Source organism: Yokenella regensburgei (assembly GCF_003634235.1).
GTDB lineage: Bacteria > Pseudomonadota > Gammaproteobacteria > Enterobacterales > Enterobacteriaceae > Yokenella > Yokenella regensburgei.
Genome location: NZ_RBIZ01000003.1, coordinates 787740 through 806324, shown reverse-complemented (window position 1 = coordinate 806324; position 18585 = coordinate 787740). Strand labels below are relative to the sequence as shown.

Annotated in this window: 19 protein-coding genes; 9 read left to right on the top strand and 10 right to left on the bottom strand. The window is 55.5% G+C overall.

Annotated features, from left to right (window positions below; genetic code table 11):
• Nucleotides 1–126 precede the first annotated feature (126 nt).
• Nucleotides 127–1602, bottom strand: a complete 1476-nt coding sequence (gene zwf, locus C7387_RS04050) for a glucose-6-phosphate dehydrogenase (RefSeq protein ID WP_006820403.1) — start codon at nucleotides 1600–1602, stop codon at nucleotides 127–129.
• Between the two features lie 356 nt (nucleotides 1603–1958).
• Here zwf and C7387_RS04045 point away from each other — a divergent pair, with 356 nt between their 5' ends.
• The gene (locus C7387_RS04045; RefSeq protein WP_006820405.1) at nucleotides 1959–2828 is read left to right on the top strand and encodes a MurR/RpiR family transcriptional regulator; all 870 of its coding nucleotides are present in this window, start codon (nucleotides 1959–1961) and stop codon (nucleotides 2826–2828) included.
• A 119-nt stretch (nucleotides 2829–2947) separates the two neighbouring features.
• Complete coding sequence (gene pyk / locus C7387_RS04040; RefSeq protein WP_006820406.1) at nucleotides 2948–4390, top strand: pyruvate kinase; 1443 nt, start codon at nucleotides 2948–2950, stop codon at nucleotides 4388–4390.
• A gap of 43 nt (nucleotides 4391–4433) precedes the next feature.
• Here the strand turns inward: pyk and lpxM are convergent, their stop codons facing one another.
• The 3 genes from lpxM to znuA all read right to left on the bottom strand — a co-directional run bounded on the left by lpxM (nucleotide 4434) and on the right by znuA (nucleotide 7806).
• Nucleotides 4434–5408, bottom strand: coding sequence for a lauroyl-Kdo(2)-lipid IV(A) myristoyltransferase (gene lpxM / locus C7387_RS04035; RefSeq protein WP_006820407.1), 975 nt, complete (start codon nucleotides 5406–5408; stop codon nucleotides 4434–4436).
• 118 nt (nucleotides 5409–5526) lie between these two features.
• Entirely contained in the window at nucleotides 5527–6846 is a 1320-nt protein-coding gene (gene mepM, locus C7387_RS04030) for a murein DD-endopeptidase MepM (RefSeq protein WP_040903642.1), read from the bottom strand.
• Nucleotides 6847–6861: 15 nt separating this feature from the next.
• Complete coding sequence (gene znuA / locus C7387_RS04025; protein ID WP_006820411.1) at nucleotides 6862–7806, bottom strand: zinc ABC transporter substrate-binding protein ZnuA; 945 nt, start codon at nucleotides 7804–7806, stop codon at nucleotides 6862–6864.
• 78 nt (nucleotides 7807–7884) lie between these two features.
• On the opposite strand from znuA, the gene znuC reads away from it, so the two are divergent.
• Nucleotides 7885–8640: a zinc ABC transporter ATP-binding protein ZnuC gene (gene znuC, locus C7387_RS04020; protein WP_038256867.1), complete on the top strand. Its 756-nt coding sequence runs from the start codon at nucleotides 7885–7887 to the stop codon at nucleotides 8638–8640.
• Nucleotides 8637–9425, top strand: coding sequence for a zinc ABC transporter permease subunit ZnuB (gene znuB, locus C7387_RS04015; protein WP_112471388.1), 789 nt, complete (start codon nucleotides 8637–8639; stop codon nucleotides 9423–9425). The genes znuC and znuB overlap by 4 nt, the downstream gene beginning before the upstream one ends.
• Nucleotides 9426–9455: 30 nt before the next feature.
• On the opposite strand, the gene ruvB is transcribed toward znuB, so the two are convergent.
• From ruvB to aspS, 6 genes are all read right to left on the bottom strand, one after another.
• Nucleotides 9456–10466, bottom strand: a complete 1011-nt coding sequence (gene ruvB, locus C7387_RS04010) for a Holliday junction branch migration DNA helicase RuvB (protein ID WP_006820414.1) — start codon at nucleotides 10464–10466, stop codon at nucleotides 9456–9458.
• 8 nt (nucleotides 10467–10474) lie between these two features.
• Nucleotides 10475–11086 (bottom strand): Holliday junction branch migration protein RuvA, encoded by a 612-nt coding sequence (gene ruvA, locus C7387_RS04005; protein ID WP_120816126.1) that lies wholly within the window; start codon nucleotides 11084–11086, stop codon nucleotides 10475–10477.
• Nucleotides 11087–11165: 79 nt separating this feature from the next.
• Nucleotides 11166–11687, bottom strand: a complete 522-nt coding sequence (gene ruvC, locus C7387_RS04000) for a crossover junction endodeoxyribonuclease RuvC (RefSeq protein WP_006820416.1) — start codon at nucleotides 11685–11687, stop codon at nucleotides 11166–11168.
• A gap of 34 nt (nucleotides 11688–11721) precedes the next feature.
• Nucleotides 11722–12462 (bottom strand): YebC/PmpR family DNA-binding transcriptional regulator, encoded by a 741-nt coding sequence (locus C7387_RS03995; RefSeq protein WP_006820417.1) that lies wholly within the window; start codon nucleotides 12460–12462, stop codon nucleotides 11722–11724.
• 27 nt (nucleotides 12463–12489) lie between these two features.
• Entirely contained in the window at nucleotides 12490–12933 is a 444-nt protein-coding gene (gene nudB / locus C7387_RS03990) for a dihydroneopterin triphosphate diphosphatase (RefSeq protein WP_006820418.1), read from the bottom strand.
• A gap of 1 nt (nucleotide 12934) precedes the next feature.
• Nucleotides 12935–14707: an aspartate--tRNA ligase gene (gene aspS / locus C7387_RS03985; RefSeq protein WP_006820419.1), complete on the bottom strand. Its 1773-nt coding sequence runs from the start codon at nucleotides 14705–14707 to the stop codon at nucleotides 12935–12937.
• Between the two features lie 245 nt (nucleotides 14708–14952).
• Between aspS and C7387_RS03980 the strand changes: the two genes are divergently transcribed.
• From C7387_RS03980 to cmoB, 5 genes are read left to right on the top strand one after another with little or no spacing between them, the layout of a single operon-like run.
• The gene (locus tag C7387_RS03980; RefSeq protein WP_006820420.1) at nucleotides 14953–15519 is read left to right on the top strand and encodes a hydrolase; all 567 of its coding nucleotides are present in this window, start codon (nucleotides 14953–14955) and stop codon (nucleotides 15517–15519) included.
• A complete protein-coding gene (locus tag C7387_RS03975) occupies nucleotides 15516–16334 on the top strand; it encodes a DUF72 domain-containing protein (protein ID WP_120816125.1) in 819 nt (272 codons plus the stop codon). The genes C7387_RS03980 and C7387_RS03975 overlap by 4 nt, the downstream gene beginning before the upstream one ends.
• Nucleotides 16335–16378: 44 nt before the next feature.
• Nucleotides 16379–16774: an MAPEG family protein gene (locus C7387_RS03970; protein ID WP_038256855.1), complete on the top strand. Its 396-nt coding sequence runs from the start codon at nucleotides 16379–16381 to the stop codon at nucleotides 16772–16774.
• Nucleotides 16775–16813: 39 nt separating this feature from the next.
• A complete protein-coding gene (cmoA, locus tag C7387_RS03965) occupies nucleotides 16814–17557 on the top strand; it encodes a carboxy-S-adenosyl-L-methionine synthase CmoA (protein WP_120816124.1) in 744 nt (247 codons plus the stop codon).
• On the top strand, nucleotides 17554–18525 hold the full coding sequence (gene cmoB, locus C7387_RS03960) for a tRNA 5-methoxyuridine(34)/uridine 5-oxyacetic acid(34) synthase CmoB (protein ID WP_006820424.1): 972 nt from the start codon (nucleotides 17554–17556) through the stop codon (nucleotides 18523–18525). The genes cmoA and cmoB overlap by 4 nt, the downstream gene beginning before the upstream one ends.
• Nucleotides 18526–18585 lie beyond the last annotated feature (60 nt).

Sequence of the window (18585 nt, the reverse complement as noted above, 5' to 3'; positions counted from 1 at the left end):
AGCCAGTGTAATAAAAAAAGCTCCGTGGGTGAATCCGCACGGAGCTTAACAGAACAAATATTGATCTGGATTGTGTGTTAGATCATGTTACCGGTAAAATAACCGGTAACAGAGGGCGATTTTCGCTTACTCGAACTCGTTCCAGGAGCGGCCATCGCGGGTGATCATTGCCACCGAGGCGACCGGTCCCCAGGTCCCTGCCTGATACGGTTTTGGCGCATCCTGATCGGCGGCCCAGGCTTCGGTAATGGAGTCGACCCATTTCCACGCTTCTTCAACTTCATCACGACGCACAAACAGCGCCTGAATACCGCGCATGGTTTCCAGCAGCAGACGCTCGTAAGCATCCGCGAGGTGCGTCTGATTGAAGGTCTCAGAGTAGCTCAGGTCAAGCTTGGTGGTTTGCAGGTTATGCTTGTGATCGAGACCCGGCACCTTGTTAAGGATCTGAATGTCCACACCTTCGTCCGGCTGCAAACGAATCGTGAGCTTGTTCTGCGGCAGCTCCTGCCAGGACTCTTTGAACAGGTTCAGTTCCGGGTTCTTGAAGTAGACCACCACTTCAGAACATTTGGTCGGCAGACGTTTGCCGGTGCGCAGGTAGAAAGGTACGCCCGCCCAGCGCCAGTCATCGATATCTACGCGGATAGCCACGAAGGTTTCGGTGTTGCTCTGCTTGTTGGCGCCCTCTTCTTCCAGATAGCCCGGGACTTTTTTGCCCTGCGCGAATCCGGCGGTGTACTGGCCACGCACGGTTTTCTCACGCACGTTAGACCTGTCAATACGGCGCAGAGACTTCAGCACCTTCACTTTGGCATCGCGGATGCTGTCGGCGGTGAGGTCTGACGGCGGGGACATCGCGATCATGCACAGGATCTGCAGCAGGTGGTTCTGGATCATGTCGCGCATCTGACCGGCCTGATCGAAGTAACCCCAGCGACCTTCGATACCCACCTCTTCCGCCACGGTGATTTCCACGTGATCGATAGTGCGGTTGTCCCAGTTATTGACGAACAGGGAGTTAGCAAAGCGCAGCGCCAGCAGGTTCAGTACCGTTTCTTTACCCAGATAGTGGTCGATACGGTAAACCTGGCACTCTTCAAAGTACTGCCCGACCTGGTCGTTAATTTCGCGGGAGGTTGCAAGCGACGTGCCCAGCGGTTTTTCCATTACCACGCGCGCCGGCTTGGCATTCAGTTTCGCCTCACCCAGCCCTTTGCAGATAGCGCCGAAGGTGCTTGGCGGCATGGCGAAGTAGTTGATGGTGACGCGCTCTTTCTGATCCAGCATTTTGCCAAGACGAGAAAAGGATTTGGTATCGTTAACGTCAAGATTGCAGAAATCCAGTCGGCCGCTCAGCGTTTCCCACAAACCTTCATCGATTTTCTCTTTCATGAAGGTTTCCAGGGCTTCCCGCACCACTTTGGTATAAGCGTCTTTATCCCAGTCAGCGCGCCCAACCCCGATGATACGGGTATCTGGGTTGATCTGACCCGCTTTTTCCAGCTGATACAGGGAAGGCAGCAATTTACGACGTGCCAGGTCACCCTTGGCGCCGAAAATAACCAGGTCACACGCCTGGGCTGTTTGCGTTACCGCCATATCGTTCTCCTCAGTTTGATTTCCTGGTGCTCAGGCCAGGTCTTCATTGTAATTTTCTTACGCAGCACTGTACTGTGTTTACGTCATTCCCGAAACCCTAATCCATCGTCCGCGCCGCTAAAGCGCATCCTTTGAAAAATAAAGCCAGATGATTTCGGGCAAGTGGCTAATTTTGTTCGTTCTTTCAGCGTGAAAGCGGTTTCCAAAACACGACTCTGATCATGTAATGAAAAAAAACAACATATTTTGCCATTGTTCTTCGCTTTTCTCCCTTGTGCAGGGGTATATTCTTGCTAATAAGCCCATTGATTTCACCCATTACTGAAATCGTTTCCAATGATGAGCGTCTTGCACCAATGAACATGCTGGAAAAAATCCAGTCTCAACTGGAACACCTTAGCAAATCTGAGCGCAAAGTGGCGGAAGTTATCCTCGCCGCCCCTACTGATGCCATTCATTCGAGCATTGCGGCACTGGCCCTGGCGGCCGCCGTCAGTGAACCAACCGTGAACCGTTTTTGCCGAAGTCTGGGCACCCGTGGGTTCCCCGATTTTAAGCTGCACCTTGCCCAGAGCCTCGCTAACGGCACGCCGTATGTGAATCGCAACGTCGATGAAGACGACAGCGTTGAGGCTTACACCAGCAAGATTTTCGAATCAGCGATGGCAAGCCTCGATCACGTTCGCCAGTCGCTTGATATGAGCGCCGTCAATCGCGCGGTTGACCTGCTGACGCAGGCGAAAAAGATAGCCTTCTTTGGCTTAGGTTCGTCAGCCGCCGTGGCCCACGACGCAATGAACAAATTTTTCCGCTTCAACGTACCGGTGATTTATTCTGAAGACATCGTTTTGCAACGTATGAGCTGTATGAATTGCGCTGACGATGACGTGGTCGTGCTCATTTCCCATACCGGACGCACTAAAAGCCTCGTAGAACTGGCGCAGCTGGCGCGTGAAAACGATGCCATGGTCATTGCGATTACCTCGGCAAATACCCCGCTTGCCCGGGAGGCCTCTCTCGCCATTACCCTCGACGTACCGGAGGATACCGACATTTATATGCCAATGGTTTCGCGTCTGGCGCAATTGACGGTGATCGATGTGCTGGCGACGGGTTTTACTTTACGCCGAGGGGCAAAATTCAGAGATAACTTGAAGCGAGTCAAGGAAGCGCTTCGGGAATCGCGTTTTGATAAGGACTTCCTTGTACACAGCGATAATCAATAAAAGCCGATAACAAAGCATTTTATTTTACATTCGGTACACTTACCTCACCGTGCAATTTAAGGTGAACACCGAATTCCTGTTCACGCAACACCAAAGTTGTCTATTCAACGGAGTATTACATGTCCAGAAGGCTTCGCAGAACCAAAATTGTCACCACATTGGGCCCGGCAACCGACCGCGATAATAACCTTGAAAAGATTATTGCCGCTGGCGCTAACGTAGTCCGGATGAACTTCTCCCACGGCACACCGGAAGACCATATGCTACGTGCCGACAAAGTGCGTGAAATCGCAGCCAAATTGGGACGTCACGTGGCGATCCTGGGCGATCTGCAGGGACCTAAGATCCGTGTTTCTACCTTCAAAGAAGGCAAAGTTTTCCTCAACATCGGCGATAAGTTCCTGCTCGATGCAAGCCTCGGTAAAGGCGAAGGCGATAAAGAGAAAGTGGGCATCGACTACAAAGGTCTGCCTGCCGACGTCGTACCCGGCGATATCCTGCTGCTCGACGACGGTCGCGTACAGCTGAAAGTACTGGAAGTTCAGGGTCTGAAAGTGTTCACGGAAGTGACCGTGGGCGGCCCGCTCTCCAACAATAAAGGTATCAACAAGCTGGGCGGTGGTCTCTCTGCCGAAGCCCTGACCGAAAAAGACAAAGCCGATATCAAAACTGCCGCACAGATTGGCGTGGACTATCTGGCCGTGTCCTTCCCGCGCTGCGGCGAAGACCTCAACTATGCCCGTCGTCTGGCACATGAAGCCGGCTGCGATGCCAAAATCGTGGCTAAAGTTGAGCGTGCGGAAGCCGTTTGCGACCAGGACGCCATGGATGACATCATCCTCGCCTCTGACGTGGTGATGGTGGCGCGCGGTGACCTCGGTGTTGAGATTGGCGACCCTGAGCTGGTTGGTATTCAGAAAGCCCTTATTCGCCGTGCCCGCCAGCTGAACCGTACCGTTATCACCGCCACCCAGATGATGGAGTCGATGATCACCAACCCGATGCCGACGCGTGCGGAAGTTATGGACGTAGCGAACGCCGTGCTTGATGGTACCGATGCCGTGATGCTGTCGGCAGAAACCGCTGCGGGCCAGTATCCGGCAGAAACCGTCGCCGCCATGGCGCGCGTGTGTCTGGGTGCAGAGAAGATCCCCAGCATCAACGTCTCTAAACACCGTCTTGATGTGCAGTTCGACAACGTGGAAGAAGCGATTTCCATGTCGGCCATGTACGCGGCGAACCATCTGAAAGGCGTCACCGCCATTATCACGATGACCGAGTCCGGACGTACCGCGCTGATGACGTCACGTATCAGCTCCGGTCTGCCTATCTTCGCCATGTCTCGTCACGAGCGTACGCTGAACCTGACCGCGCTGTATCGTGGCGTAACGCCGGTGCTGTTCAACAGCCCCAACGACGGCGTAGCCGCCGCGAACGACGCGGTGAACCTGCTGCGCGACAAAGGTTACCTGATGTCTGGCGACATCGTGATTGTGACCCAGGGTGATGTGATGAGCACCATCGGCTCCACCAACACCACCCGCGTGATGACCGTCGAGTAAGACTGAATCGGCTATAACAAAAAGCGCCCTGAGGGCGCTTTTTTTATTTCTTCTTCGGGAACAGCTCTTTTCGCTGGTAGGGCTCCACCTCGCCGGGCTTACGCGTTTTCAGCAGTTTTAAGATCCAGGTGTACTGCTCCGGATGCGGAGTGACAAAAATCTCCACCTCTTCGTTCATCCGGCGGGCGATGGTCGTATCATCGGCGGTCAGCAGATCGTCCATCGGCGGGCGGATCTCGACCGTCAGGCGATGCGTTTTACCGTCATAGACCGGGAACAGCGGCACCACGCGCGCGCGGCACACCTTCATCAGACGACCAATTGCCGGAAGCGTGGCTTTATAGGTACCGAAGAAGTCAACAAATTCGCTGTGCTCCTCGCCGTGATCCTGATCCGGCAGATAGTAGCCCCAGTAGCCCTGACGCACGGACTGGATAAACGGTTTAATACCGTCGTTGCGCGCATGCATACGCCCACCAAAACGGCGACGCACGGTGTTCCAGACGTAGTCGAAGACCGGATTCCCCTGGTTGTGGAACATCGCCGCCATCATCTGCCCTTCAGAGGCCATCAGCATCGCTGGAATGTCCACTCCCCAGCCATGCGGCACGAGGAAGATGACTTTCTCGTTGTTGCGCTGCATCTCTTCGATGATCTCTTTGCCCTGCCAGTCAACGCGCTGCATTACTTTCTTCGGATCGCGCAGGCCAAGCTCGGCCATCATCACCATCGCCTGTGGCGCGGTGGCATACATCGCATCAATCATTGCCTCCCGCTCCTGCTCGCTCTTCTCCGGGAAACAGTACAGCAGGTTAATCTGTGCGCGACGGCGAGAGCTGCGCGCCAGGCGGCCAACCAGCCTGCCGAGCTTGCCGAGAATCGGGTCACGCACCGACGGCGGCGTCAGCGCAATACCGGCGAACGCCACTACGCCCAACCAGGATCCCCAGTAGCGTGGATGTAAAAAGGACTTTTCAAACTTAGGGATAAACTCAATGTTATTTTTTTTCGGTTCCATGCCTGGCCCACAAAGGTGACGCAAAAAATAAAGATAATGAGATAGTTTAGCGAGGTGCGCGCTATCGCACAAAAGAAAAAGCCGGTGCTGATGGCACCGGCCTGAGACTTAATGCTGATTAATCAAAACGCAGCTGCGGTACAACCTCTTTCACCTGCGCCAGATAATCACGACGATCGGCGCCGGTCAGCCCTTCGGTCATTGGCAGTTTCGCCGTTAACGGGTTGACCGCCTGCTGGTTGAGCCATACTTCATAGTGCAGATGCGGGCCGGTAGAACGGCCGGTATTGCCAGAGAGCGCAATGCGATCGCCACGTTTCACCTTCTGACCCGGTTTCACCAGCAGCTTACGCAGATGCATGTAGCGCGTGGTGTAGGTACGACCATGACGCAGCGCGACATAGTACCCGGCAGCGCCGCTACGTTTTGCGACCACCACTTCACCATCACCGACCGCCAGCACTGGCGTCCCCTGAGGCATCGCGAAATCGACGCCACGGTGCGGCGCAACGCGACCCGTTACCGGGTTCAGGCGACGTGGGTTAAAGTTTGACGAGACGCGGAACTGACGCGCGGTTGGGAAACGCAAAAAGCCTTTCGCCAGACCGGTGGCGTTACGATCGTAGAACTTCCCGTCTTCCGCGCGGATAGCGTAGTAATCTTTACCGTCAGAACGCAGACGCACGCCGAGCAGCTGGCTTTGTTCACGTTTGCCGTCGAGCATTTCACGCGACATCAGTACCGAGAATTCGTCGCCTTTTTTCAGCTTACGGAAGTCCATCTGCCACTGCATGGCTTTGATGACAGCGCTAATCTCGTTACTGGTTAATCCGGCATCACGGGCGCTACCAACGAAGCTTGCCCCCACGGTGCCTTTCATGGTGGTGTTAACCCAGTCCCCTTCCTGCGTCTCGCTGTCCATCTTGAAACCGTTGGCAACGCGTTCGTAGGTACGGGTTTCACGGCGCGACATTTCCCAGGTCAGACTCTGCAGATCGCCATCGGCGGTCAGGGTCCAGGAGAGCTGTTGACCAATTTTAAGATTACGCAATTCTTTATCGGCGGCGGCAAGCTGGGTGATATCGCCCATATCAATGCCGTACTGGTTCAGAATACTGCTGAGGGTATCACCGGTAGAAACAACATACTCGTGAACACCATCGTCGCTGGCGGACTTGTCATCCAGCTCATCCTGAGGAATGGCCTCTTCTTCCTGAGGGGCCTGATCGATAGGTTCACTGGCCTCTGGTAAGAGTGAACGGACTTCGCTCTTTTCCAGTTCGATCGTTCTGACGATAGGTGCAGATTCAGGGTGGTAAACGTACGGTCGCCACACGGCGACCGCCAAAGTTAGAACAGTCAGCGACCCCAGCATGACGCGGTGAGGTCGCGGCAAATTATTAAATGCCAGGGCGACAGAGCGGGCTATCTGTTGCACGTATTCACTTCCTCATTAATCTCCCTTCAGGCAGCTCGCGTACTGGTTTGCCAGCTGGGTCAAAAACTGCGTATAGCTCGTTTTACCCAACTGTATGCTTGTTCCAAGAGGATCTAAGGTTCCCATGCGCACGGAAGTCCCCCTGGCAACAGCTTCAACGACGGCTGGCCTGAATTGTGGCTCAGCAAAAACGCATGTCGCTTTTTGCTCAACCAACTGTGTTCTTATTTCATGTAAACGCTGCGCACCAGGCTGGATTTCCGGGTTTACGGTAAAGTGCCCAAGTGGGGTCAGACCGTAGTGTTTTTCGTAGTAGCCATAGGCATCATGAAAAACGAAATACCCTTTTCCTTTCAGCGGTGCCAGCTCGTTGCTGACCTGCTTATCGGTTTGATTCAGACTTTCCTCAAACGCTTTCAGGTTGTCGTCCAGTTTGGCACGACGCTGCGGCATAAGTTCCACTAATTTGTCATGGATTGCAACCGCTGAGAGCCGCGCTATCTCTGGCGAAAGCCACAAATGCATGTTGTAGTCGCCGTGATGGTGATGTGCGTCACTTTTTTCAGAATTGTCGTGATCGTGACCGTGCTCATCGTGGTCGTCATCGGCCCCTTTCATGAGCAACGGTTTCACCGCGTCAAGCTGCGCAATCGTTACCTTTTTTTCAGGCGCAATGCTCTGCGTTGACTTGTCCATGAAGGCTTCCATTTCAGGACCAATCCACACCACTAAGTCTGCGTTTTGTAAGCGTTTTACATCAGATGGGCGTAGTGAATAATCATGCTCTGAAGCCCCGTCTGGCAGTAATACCTGGGTATCGGTGACCCCATCCGCGATGGCTGAAGCGATAAAGCCGAGAGGTTTAAGTGAGGCAACCACGGCGGCATTGACAGGCATAGCCACACTGGTCAAAAGAGCAGCAGAAATGCCAGCGCAAAGAAGCGTATTTTTATGTAACATAATGCGTCAATTAATCGTATTGATGGATGGGAATGTGATATTATAACATCCATCACTGAGTGCAACCCCTTTATTAAAATGACGAATCTGGTAACACTGGATAGTGTGTCGGTTGATTTTGGTCAACGACGCGTGCTCTCCAATATCTCCCTGGCCCTGGCGCCGGGCAAAATTCTTACGCTACTGGGGCCAAACGGCGCCGGTAAGTCGACGCTGGTGCGTATCGTGCTGGGGCTTATCGCCCCCACGGCCGGTACACTCACGCGCGAAAATCATCTACGCATTGGCTATGTTCCGCAGAAGCTGCATCTGGATGCCACCCTGCCCCTCACCGTCAGCCGCTTTATGCGTCTGCGCCCGGGAACCAGGAAATCAGACATTCTGCCCGCCCTGAAACGCGTGCAGGCGGGTCATCTGGTTGATGCCCCCATGCAAAAGCTCTCCGGTGGCGAAACCCAGCGAGTGCTGCTCGCACGGGCGCTGCTTAACAGCCCCCAGCTGCTGGTGCTCGATGAACCGACACAGGGTGTCGACGTCAACGGCCAGGTGGCACTGTATGACCTGATTGACCAGCTGCGCCGCGAGCTCGACTGCGCGGTGCTGATGGTCTCTCACGATTTACATCTGGTGATGGCGAAAACCGATGAAGTGCTGTGTCTTAATCAGCACATCTGTTGTTCCGGCACCCCGGAAGTGGTCTCTATGCATCCGGAGTTTATTTCGATGTTTGGCTCTCGCGGTGCTGAGCAACTGGGGATCTACCGCCATCATCACAACCACCGCCACGATTTACAGGGCCGTATTGTTCTGCGCCGGGGAAATGGTCACTCATGATTGAACTGCTGTTACCCGGCTGGCTGGCCGGGATTATGCTCGCCTGCGCCGCGGGCCCGCTGGGCTCCTTTGTGGTCTGGCGTCGAATGTCCTATTTTGGCGATACCCTCGCCCACGCATCGCTGCTTGGCGTCGCCTTTGGCCTGCTGCTGGATGTGAATCCGTTTTATGCCGTTATTGCGGTGACGCTGCTGCTGGCCGCCGGGCTGGTGTGGCTGGAGCGTCGCCCGCATCTGGCGATAGATACGCTGCTTGGGATTATGGCACACAGTGCCCTGTCACTGGGCCTCGTGGTAGTGAGCCTGATGTCTGGCGTCAGGGTTGACCTGATGGCGTATCTGTTCGGCGATCTGCTAGCGGTGACGCCGCAGGATCTTATCTCCATCGCCCTGGGCGTGGTGGTGGTGGTCGGTATTCTGCTCTGGCAGTGGCGCAACCTGCTCGCGATGACCATCAACGCCGACCTGGCCTTCGTCGATGGCGTGAAGCTGCAGCGCACAAAGTTACTGCTGATGCTGGTGACGGCCCTGACCATCGGCGTGGCGATGAAGTTTGTCGGGGCGCTGATAATCACTTCTCTGCTCATTATCCCGGCGGCAACCGCTCGTCGCTTTGCCCGCACCCCTGAACAGATGGCGGCTATTGCGGTGGTCACAGGTATGATTGCGGTAACAGGAGGATTAACCTTCTCTGCGTTCTACGATACGCCGGCGGGCCCCTCGGTGGTCCTCAGCGCAGCGGTGCTGTTTATTCTCAGTATGATGAAGAAACAGCCCAACGCATAAAAACGAACACCGGCATTGGCCGGTGTTTTTTTATGGGGCTTCCGGTGGCTTAATCCCGAAGTGATCCCAGGCGCGCACCGTCGCCATGCGGCCTCGTGGAGTACGCATCAGAAAACCCTGCTGGATCAGATACGGCTCAAGCACGTCTTCAATCGTTTCGCGCTCCTCCCCGATAGCTGCCGCCAGGTTATCGAGCCCCACCGGGCCACCGAAGAATTTGTCGATCACCGCCAGCAGCAGCTTGCGGTCCATGTAATCAAACCCTTCGGCATCGACGTTGAGCATATCCAGCGCCTGCGCGGCGATATCGGCGGAAATGGTGCCATCATGGCGCACTTCAGAAAAATCACGCACGCGCCTCAGCAGGCGGTTGGCGATACGCGGGGTACCACGTGATCGACGCGCCACTTCCAGCGCCCCTTCTTCGCTCATTTCAAGCCCCATATAGCGCGCGCTGCGCCCCACGATGTGCTGGAGATCGGGCACCTGATAAAACTCAAGACGCTGCACGATACCAAAGCGATCGCGCAGCGGTGAGGTCAGAGAGCCTGCGCGAGTCGTGGCGCCGATGAGGGTAAATGGCGGCAGATCGATTTTTATCGAGCGCGCCGCTGGACCTTCACCAATCATGATATCCAGCTGATAGTCTTCCATCGCCGGATACAGCACCTCTTCCACCACCGGGGAAAGACGGTGGATTTCATCGATGAACAGTACATCATGAGGTTCAAGGTTGGTCAGCATCGCAGCCAGGTCGCCCGCTTTTTCCAGTACCGGGCCGGAGGTCGTGCGCAGGTTAACGCCCATCTCGTTAGCCACAATATTGGCAAGCGTGGTTTTACCCAATCCCGGAGGGCCGAAAATCAGCAGATGATCGAGCGCATCGCCGCGCAGTTTGGCGGCCTGGATGAAAATCTCCATCTGCGAGCGAACCTGCGGCTGGCCGATGTACTCTTCCAGTAATTTCGGGCGAATGGCGCGGTCAGCCACTTCTTCTACATTACTGCTGCCCGCCGAAATCAGCCTGTCTGCTTCAATCATTCTTTACCTCACAACGCGGCGCGGAGCGCTTCACGGATCAGGGTTTCACTGCTGGCATCGGGTTTCGCAATCTTGTTGACCATGCGGCTGGCTTCCTGCGGCTTGTAGCCCAGCGCTACCAGCGCTGCCACGGCTTCCTGCTCGGCGTCGTCTGCGCCAGGACCCGCCGGAGAGGTCAGCACCAGATCGGCCGCCGGGGTGAACAGATCGCCATGCAGACCTTTGAAGCGGTCTTTCATCTCAACGATGAGTCGCTCAGCCGTTTTCTTGCCGATGCCCGGCAGTTTCACCAGCGCGGCGGCCTCTTCGCGTTCCACCGCGTTGACGAACTGCTGCGCCGACATGCCGGAGAGGATCGCCAGCGCCAGTTTTGGCCCAACGCCGTTGGTTTTAATCAATTCACGGAACAGGGTGCGCTCCTGCTTGTTATTAAAACCAAACAGCAGCTGTGCATCTTCACGCACCACAAATTGGGTAAAGATGATGGCTTCCTGCCCGACTTCCGGCAGTTCATAGAAACAGGTCATCGGCATATGGACTTCATAGCCCACCCCACCGGCTTCCAGCAGGACTAACGGGGGTTGTTTTTCAAGAATAATGCCTCTGAGTCTGCCTATCACATGACGCTCCTGCGTAAAAAGTCGGGTTACTGGGGGACATAATAGAAAAAGGCTGGATAGATATCCAGCCTGATTTTAATTAGCGAAGTCTTCCGCGAGCCAGATTGAGCCGCGATTCACTTATCTGCATCGCGTTCTGGCTGACATGACAGTGGGTAATGGCAATCGCCAGCGCATCGGCGGCATCCGCCTGCGGGTTAGCGGGCAATTTAAGCAAGGTGCGCACCATATGCTGTACCTGGCTTTTTTCGGCGCTACCGATACCGACAACCGTCTGCTTCACCTGCCGCGCAGCGTACTCAAATACCGGCAGATCCTGATTCACTGCCGCAACAATGGCCACGCCACGCGCCTGTCCGAGCTTCAGCGCCGAATCGGCGTTTTTGGCCATGAAGACCTGCTCAATGGCAAAGTAGTCTGGCTGGAACTGGGTGATGATTTCCGTCACCCCGGCGTAAATCAGCTTCAGGCGCGAAGGCAGGTCATCCACCTTAGTACGAATACAGCCGCTACCAAGATAGGTCAACTGCCGCCCAACCTGGCGGATCACGCCGTAACCGGTGACGCGTGAACCCGGGTCAATGCCGAGAATAATGGCCATCACGCGTCTCCCGTAAACGGTTTACACGATCTCATCAGAGAGTCGCTGCAACCTCATCAGAGATTTCACCATTGTGGTACACTTCCTGCACGTCGTCGCAGTCTTCGAGCATATCGATAAGACGCAGCAGTTTTGGCGCGGTTTCCGCATCCATGTCCGCTTTGGTCGACGGGATCATAGACACTTCAGCGTTGTCTGCTTTCAGGCCAGCGGCTTCCAGCGCATCACGCACGGCGCCCATCTCTTCCCAGGCGGTGTACACGTCGATTGCGCCATCGTCAAAGGTCACAACGTCTTCAGCACCGGCTTCCAGCGCCGCTTCCATAATCACGTCTTCGTCCCCTTTTTCGAAGGAGATAACGCCTTTTTTGCTGAACAGGTAAGCAACGGAGCCATCGGTGCCCAGGTTGCCACCGGTTTTGGTGAAGGCATGACGCACTTCGGCAACGGTACGGTTACGGTTGTCGGAGAGGCATTCCACCATTACCGCCGTGCCGCCAGGACCATAACCTTCATAAATGATGGTTTCCATGTTCGCATCTTCGTCACCGCCAACGCCGCGCGCGATAGCACGGTTCAGGGTGTCACGCGTCATGTTGTTAGACAGCGCTTTATCGATAGCTGCACGCAGACGCGGGTTAGAAGCCGCATCGCCGCCGCCCAGACGCGCTGCTGTTACCAGCTCGCGAATGATTTTGGTGAAAATTTTACCGCGCTTGGCATCCTGAGCAGCCTTGCGGTGTTTGGTGTTGGCCCATTTACTATGACCTGCCATAAAAATATCTCCAATAAACCGTCTGTCTCAGACGGTATGAATTACAAATTCTTCAATCGCCTGCTGGTTGCTCCACGATTTGGTCATCCCGGCGGCATCGGCCGCGTCCACCCAGCGGTAAGCCAGATGTTCAGTCAGGATCACTTCTCGCTCGTGGGGAAGCGCAAGACAGAACCAGAATTCTGTATTGCGCTCAATGCCCGGCGCATAGCGATGACGTAAATGCGGAAAAATCTCGAACTCCACCGTACGCTGACAGTCAATTAAGGCCAGCGGTTCAGCCGCCACGTCAATGGCGACCTCTTCCTTTACTTCACGCGCGGCGGCAAACGACGCTGACTCCCCTTCCTCCAGGCTGCCGGTTACCGACTGCCAGAATTCAGGATCGTCGCGTCGCTGTAGCATCAGCACCCGTTTCGTGTCCTGGGCATAGATAACGACAAGGATAGAAACGGGACGCTTATATGCCATATCAGTTGTTCTCTGCCTTCTTGACCACATCGATACCCAGCTCAGCCAGCGCCGCCGGATTCGCCACGCTCGGTGCTTCTGTCATCAGACAGGCCGCTGCGGTGGTTTTCGGGAAGGCGATAACGTCACGGATGTTATCGGTGCCGGTCAGCAGCATGGTCAGACGGTCAAGACCGAACGCCAGGCCCGCATGCGGCGGAGTACCGTATTTCAGTGCATCCAGCAGGAAGCCAAACTTCTCGCGCTGCTCTTGCTCATTGATACCCAGAATGCCGAACACCGTCTGCTGCATTTCGCCGCTGTGAATACGGACGGAACCACCGCCCACTTCGTAGCCGTTGATAACCATATCGTAGGCATTCGCCACCGCATCTTCCGGCGCTGCTTTCAGCTCTGCCGCGCTCATGTCTTTTGCGGAGGTGAACGGGTGGTGCATTGCGGTCAGGCCGCCTTCACCGTCGTCTTCAAACATCGGGAAGTCGATAACCCACAGCGGTGCCCACTTGCTTTCGTCGGTGATGCTGAGGTCTTTACCCAGCTTCAGACGCAGTGCGCCCATCGCATCGGCAACCACTTTCTTGTTGTCCGCGCCGAAGAACACCATGTCGCCGTCCTGGGCGCCAGTGCGCTCAAGGATAGCTTCTACGATTTCAGCGTTCAGGAACTTCGCTACCGGGCTGGTAATACCTTCCAGACCTTTTGCACGTTCGTTGACTTTAATATAAGCCAGACCTTTCGCGCCGTAGATCTTGATAAAGTTGCCGTAGTCATCAATCTGCTTACGGCTCAGGCTTGCTCCGCCCGGTACGCGCAGTGCAGCCACGCGGCCTTTCGCGTCGTTTGCCGGGCCCGCGAATACCGCGAACTCAACGTTTTTCAGCAGGTCAGCAACGTCCACCAGCTCCATCGGGTTACGCAGATCCGGCTTATCGGAACCGTAACGACGCTCGGCTTCTGCAAAGGTCATGATCGGGAACTTACCGAGATCAACGCCCTTCACTTCCAGCCACAGCTGATGTACCAGCGCTTCCATCACTTCACGCACCTGCGGCGCGGTCATGAAGGAGGTTTCCACATCGATCTGGGTGAACTCAGGCTGACGGTCAGCACGCAGGTCTTCGTCACGGAAGCATTTAACAATCTGATAGTAGCGGTCAAAACCGGACATCATCAGCAGCTGTTTGAACAGCTGTGGTGACTGCGGCAGCGCGTAGAATTTGCCTTTATGTACGCGAGACGGTACCAGGTAGTCGCGCGCGCCTTCCGGCGTCGCTTTGGTCAGCATCGGGGTTTCGATATCGAGGAACCCGTGATCGTCCATAAAGCGGCGCACGAAGCTGGTGATTTTCGCACGGGTTTTCAGGCGCTGGGCCATTTCCGGGCGACGCAGATCGAGGTAGCGGTACTTCAGACGCGCTTCTTCGGTGTTAACGTGATTCGAGTCGAGCGGCAGCGATTCTGAACGGTTGATGATAGTCAGACTGGAGGCCAGAACCTCGATTTCGCCGGTCGCCATTTCCGCGTTGATGTTCTTTTCGTCACGCGCGCGTACGGTGCCGGTTACCTGAATGCAGAACTCATTACGCAGTTCAGAGGCTAACTTCAACGCATCCGCACGATCCGGATCGAAGAACACCTGTACGATGCCTTCGCGGTCGCGCATGTCGATAAAAATGAGGCTACCGAGATCACGACGGCGGTTGACCCAACCACACAGAGTCACCTGCTGTCCAACGTGGGACTGTCGAAGCTGTCCGCAATATTCTGTACGCATGAGATATCCCTTAACTTAGCCGTCGGCACAACTGTCGCAGCTTTAGCTGATGTCACAACTGGATGAAAAAAGGGGGCTATTATACTGGAAATTCTGCCGCGCGATAAGAGCGATGCATACCAGACGCGCGTTTGCTGTACGCTTATTGCGCCCTCTCACAAAAATTAACAAAATTTGTTACGCTTAGGTGAAGCATCAGGCCGTATTGTTAGCCTCCTAACAATGTGATTACACGGGAATTGACGATGACAGAACTGAACGCCAACACCACCGCGCTGGTGGTTATCGATTTGCAGGAAGGCATTTTACCTTTCGCCGGTGGTCCACATACCGCCTCTGACGTTGTCACTCGTGCGGCGAAACTGGCGGAAAAATGCCGCCAGAAAGGTGCCCCCGTGGTGATGGTACGGGTCGGCTGGTCGGCTGACTACGCCGAAGCGTTGAAGCAGCCGGTTGATGCCCCGGCCCCTGCCCGTGCGCTGCCGGATAACTGGTGGGTTTACCCGCAGGCGCTCGGTAAACAAGACCGCGACATCGAAGTCACTAAACGCCAGTGGGGCGCGTTTTACGGTACCGACCTTGAGCTGCAGCTACGCCGTCGCGGTATCGACACTATTATTCTTTGCGGTATCTCTACCAATATCGGCGTGGAGTCTACCGCCCGCAACGCCTGGGAACTGGGCTTCAATCTGATCGTCGCGGAAGATGCCTGCAGCGCCGCCAGCGCCGAACAGCATCTGGGCAGCATGACCCACATCTTCCCGCGCATTGCGCGAGTCCGCAGCACAGAGGAGATCCTCGCGGCGTTATGATTTACATCGGATTGCCGCAGTGGTCGCACCCGAAATGGGTGCGCCTTGGGATCACCAGCCTCGAAGAGTATGCCCGCCACTTTAACTGCGTGGAGGGCAACACCACGCTCTACGCCCTGCCGAAAGCAGAGATCGTCCAGCGCTGGCACCAGCAGACTACGGATGATTTTCGCTTTTGCTTTAAGTTTCCGGCGACCATTTCTCATCAGGCGGCGCTGCGCCACTGCGGCGAGCTGACCGCGGAGTTCTTCTCCCGTATGGCACCGCTTGAGTCGCGCATCGGCCAGTACTGGCTGCAGCTGCCGGCACGGTTTTCCCCGGAGGATCTCCCCGCCCTGTGGCATTTTCTCGATGGATTGCCGGGCGAATTCCGCTATGGCGTTGAAGTACGCCATCCGCTGTTCTTCGCCAAAGGCGCCGAGGAGAAGGCGCTCAACCAGGGTCTGCACCAGCGCGGCATCAACCGGGTGATCCTCGACAGCCGCCCGGTACACCAGGCGCTGCCGCACAGCGAAGCGATTATTGACGCACAGCGTAAAAAGCCGAAAGTGCCGGTGCATGCCGTCGTGACCGCCGAAAACCCGATGGTGCGCTTTATCGGCAGCGATAACATGCAGCAAAATCGCGAACTGTTTGCAGTATGGCTAAAAACGCTGCCACAGTGGGCAAACAGTACGACGCCTTATCTGTTTTTACATACCCCGGACATCGCTCAGGTACCCGAACTGGTTGATACGCTATGGCCGGATTTACAACGCGCGCTCCCGGAACTTGGCGCTGCGCCCGCTATTCCACAGCAATCTTCATTATTCTGATATATGATAGACAGTGCCATCTGCCAGCTTAAAAGGGAGTTTGTATGGTAAGCGCGCTTTATGCCGTGCTGGGTGCGTTGTTGTTAATTAAGTTTTCTTTCGACGTTGTTCGCCTGCGATTCCAGTACCGGGTATCCTATGGCGACGGCGGTTTTAGCGAACTGCAAAGCGCCATCCGCATTCATGGTAATGCGGTGGAATATATTCCGGTCGGCCTTATTCTGCTGCTGTTCATGGAGATGAACGGGGCGGAAACCTGGATGGTTCACCTCTGTGGGCTCATGCTGATTGTCGGCCGCCTGATGCATTATTATGGCTATCATCATCGCCTGATCCGCTGGCGCCGCTCCGCGATGAGCGCCACCTGGTGCTCACTGGCGCTGATGGTGCTCGCCAATCTCTGGTATATGCCGTGGGAGTTGGTTTTCTCCTTACGTTAGCGCACAATACGCCGTTTTTGTTTTCTCGGATTACACCTTATGTCCAACCGCGATACGCTTTTTTCTGCGCCGATTGCCAGTCTGGGCGACTGGACCTTCGACGAACGGGTCGCTGAAGTCTTCCCTGATATGATCCAGCGCTCTGTGCCGGGTTATTCCAATATTATCTCGATGATCGGCATGCTCGCCGAGCGCTTCGTGCAGCCTGACACTCAGGTCTACGATCTTGGCTGCTCCCTGGGTGCCGCCACGCTCTCCGTGCGCCGCAACATTGCTCATCCGGGCTGCAAAATTATCGCGGTGGATAACTCTCCCGCTATGGTCGAGCGCTGCCGTCGCCATATTGATGCCTATAAAGCGCCAACACCGGTTGAAGTCATTGAAGGCGATATCCGTGATATCACCATCGAAAATGCGTCGATGGTTGTGCTGAACTTCACCCTGCAATTTTTAGAGCCCGCCGAGCGCCTGACGCTGCTGGAAAAAATCTATCAAGGGCTCAACCCGGGCGGCGCGCTGGTGCTGTCCGAAAAATTCAGCTTTGAAGATGCCACCGTCGGCGAACTGCTGTTCAACATGCATCACGATTTCAAGCGCGCCAACGGCTACAGCGAGCTGGAAATCAGCCAGAAGCGCAGCATGCTGGAAAACGTGATGCTGACCGATTCGGTCGAAGCGCACAAAGCCCGTCTGCATAGCGCCGGTTTTGAACACAGCGAGCTGTGGTTCCAGTGCTTTAACTTTGGTTCACTGGTGGCGCTGAAGGCCGGGGAAAGTGCATGATTGAGTTTGGCAATTTTTATCAGCAGATAGCCAAAAGCCCGCTGTCTCACTGGCTGGAAACCCTGCCTGCGCAAATTGGCGCCTGGCAGCGCGAATCTCAGCACGGACTGTTCAAGCAGTGGTCGAATGCGGTGGAATTCCTACCAGAGATCCAGCCGTATAAGCTGGACCTGCTGCACAGCGTCACCGCAGAGAGCGAAACCCCGCTCGGCGAAGGCCAGGTCAAGCGCATCGACACCCTGATGCGTAACCTGATGCCGTGGCGCAAAGGGCCATTCTCGCTCTACGGCGTGAATATCGACACCGAATGGCGCTCCGACTGGAAATGGGAGCGCGTACTGCCGCACCTGTCCGATCTCACCGGTAGAACGATCCTCGACGTTGGCTGCGGAAGCGGTTATCACCTGTGGCGAATGATTGGCGCCGGGGCGCATCTGGCGGTGGGTATCGATCCTACCCAACTGTTCCTCTGTCAGTTTGAAGCGGTGCGTAAACTGCTGGGTAACGATCAGCGCGCACACCTGCTGCCGCTCGGCATCGAGCAGCTTCCTGCGCTAAAAGCGTTTGATACCGTGTTCTCTATGGGCGTGCTGTACCACCGCCGTTCCCCGCTGGAACACCTCTGGCAGTTGAAAGATCAGCTGGTCAGCGAAGGCGAACTGGTACTGGAAACGCTGGTCGTTGAAGGTGACGAGAATACCGTACTGGTGCCGGGCGAACGCTATGCCCAGATGCGCAACGTCTACTTCATTCCTTCTGCTCCGGCATTGAAGAACTGGCTTGAGAAGTGCGGCTTTGTTGACGTGCGGATTGTTGATATGTGCGTCACCAGCACAGAAGAACAGCGTCGCACCGAGTGGATGGTGACCGAATCACTGGCCGATTTCCTCGATCCAAAAGACCCGACGAAAACCATTGAAGGCTACCCCGCCCCGCTGCGCGCGGTGATCGTTGCCAAAAAACCATAAATAAAAAAAGGCCCCTGTTGAAATTGCAGGGGCCTGGTACAAACAAGCATCATATTGGGC

Bases quoted from the DNA above. Each gene is read 5' to 3' on its own strand.
- znuC (WP_038256867.1), top strand. From the start codon at position 7,885: ATGACGAATCTGGTAACACTGGATAGTGTGTCGGTTGATTTTGGTCAA.
- C7387_RS03970 (WP_038256855.1), top strand. From the start codon at position 16,379: ATGGTAAGCGCGCTTTATGCCGTGCTGGGTGCGTTGTTGTTAATTAAG.
- ruvC (WP_006820416.1), bottom strand. From the start codon at position 11,687: ATGGCCATTATTCTCGGCATTGACCCGGGTTCACGCGTCACCGGTTAC.
- nudB (WP_006820418.1), bottom strand. From the start codon at position 12,933: ATGGCATATAAGCGTCCCGTTTCTATCCTTGTCGTTATCTATGCCCAG.
- C7387_RS03995 (WP_006820417.1), bottom strand. From the start codon at position 12,462: ATGGCAGGTCATAGTAAATGGGCCAACACCAAACACCGCAAGGCTGCT.
- C7387_RS03980 (WP_006820420.1), top strand. From the start codon at position 14,953: ATGACAGAACTGAACGCCAACACCACCGCGCTGGTGGTTATCGATTTG.
- C7387_RS04045 (WP_006820405.1), top strand. From the start codon at position 1,959: ATGAACATGCTGGAAAAAATCCAGTCTCAACTGGAACACCTTAGCAAA.
- aspS (WP_006820419.1), bottom strand. From the start codon at position 14,707: ATGCGTACAGAATATTGCGGACAGCTTCGACAGTCCCACGTTGGACAG.
- C7387_RS03975 (WP_120816125.1), top strand. From the start codon at position 15,516: ATGATTTACATCGGATTGCCGCAGTGGTCGCACCCGAAATGGGTGCGC.
- pyk (WP_006820406.1), top strand. From the start codon at position 2,948: ATGTCCAGAAGGCTTCGCAGAACCAAAATTGTCACCACATTGGGCCCG.
- ruvB (WP_006820414.1), bottom strand. From the start codon at position 10,466: ATGATTGAAGCAGACAGGCTGATTTCGGCGGGCAGCAGTAATGTAGAA.
- cmoA (WP_120816124.1), top strand. From the start codon at position 16,814: ATGTCCAACCGCGATACGCTTTTTTCTGCGCCGATTGCCAGTCTGGGC.
- cmoB (WP_006820424.1), top strand. From the start codon at position 17,554: ATGATTGAGTTTGGCAATTTTTATCAGCAGATAGCCAAAAGCCCGCTG.
- znuA (WP_006820411.1), bottom strand. From the start codon at position 7,806: ATGTTACATAAAAATACGCTTCTTTGCGCTGGCATTTCTGCTGCTCTT.
- lpxM (WP_006820407.1), bottom strand. From the start codon at position 5,408: ATGGAACCGAAAAAAAATAACATTGAGTTTATCCCTAAGTTTGAAAAG.
- zwf (WP_006820403.1), bottom strand. From the start codon at position 1,602: ATGGCGGTAACGCAAACAGCCCAGGCGTGTGACCTGGTTATTTTCGGC.
- znuB (WP_112471388.1), top strand. From the start codon at position 8,637: ATGATTGAACTGCTGTTACCCGGCTGGCTGGCCGGGATTATGCTCGCC.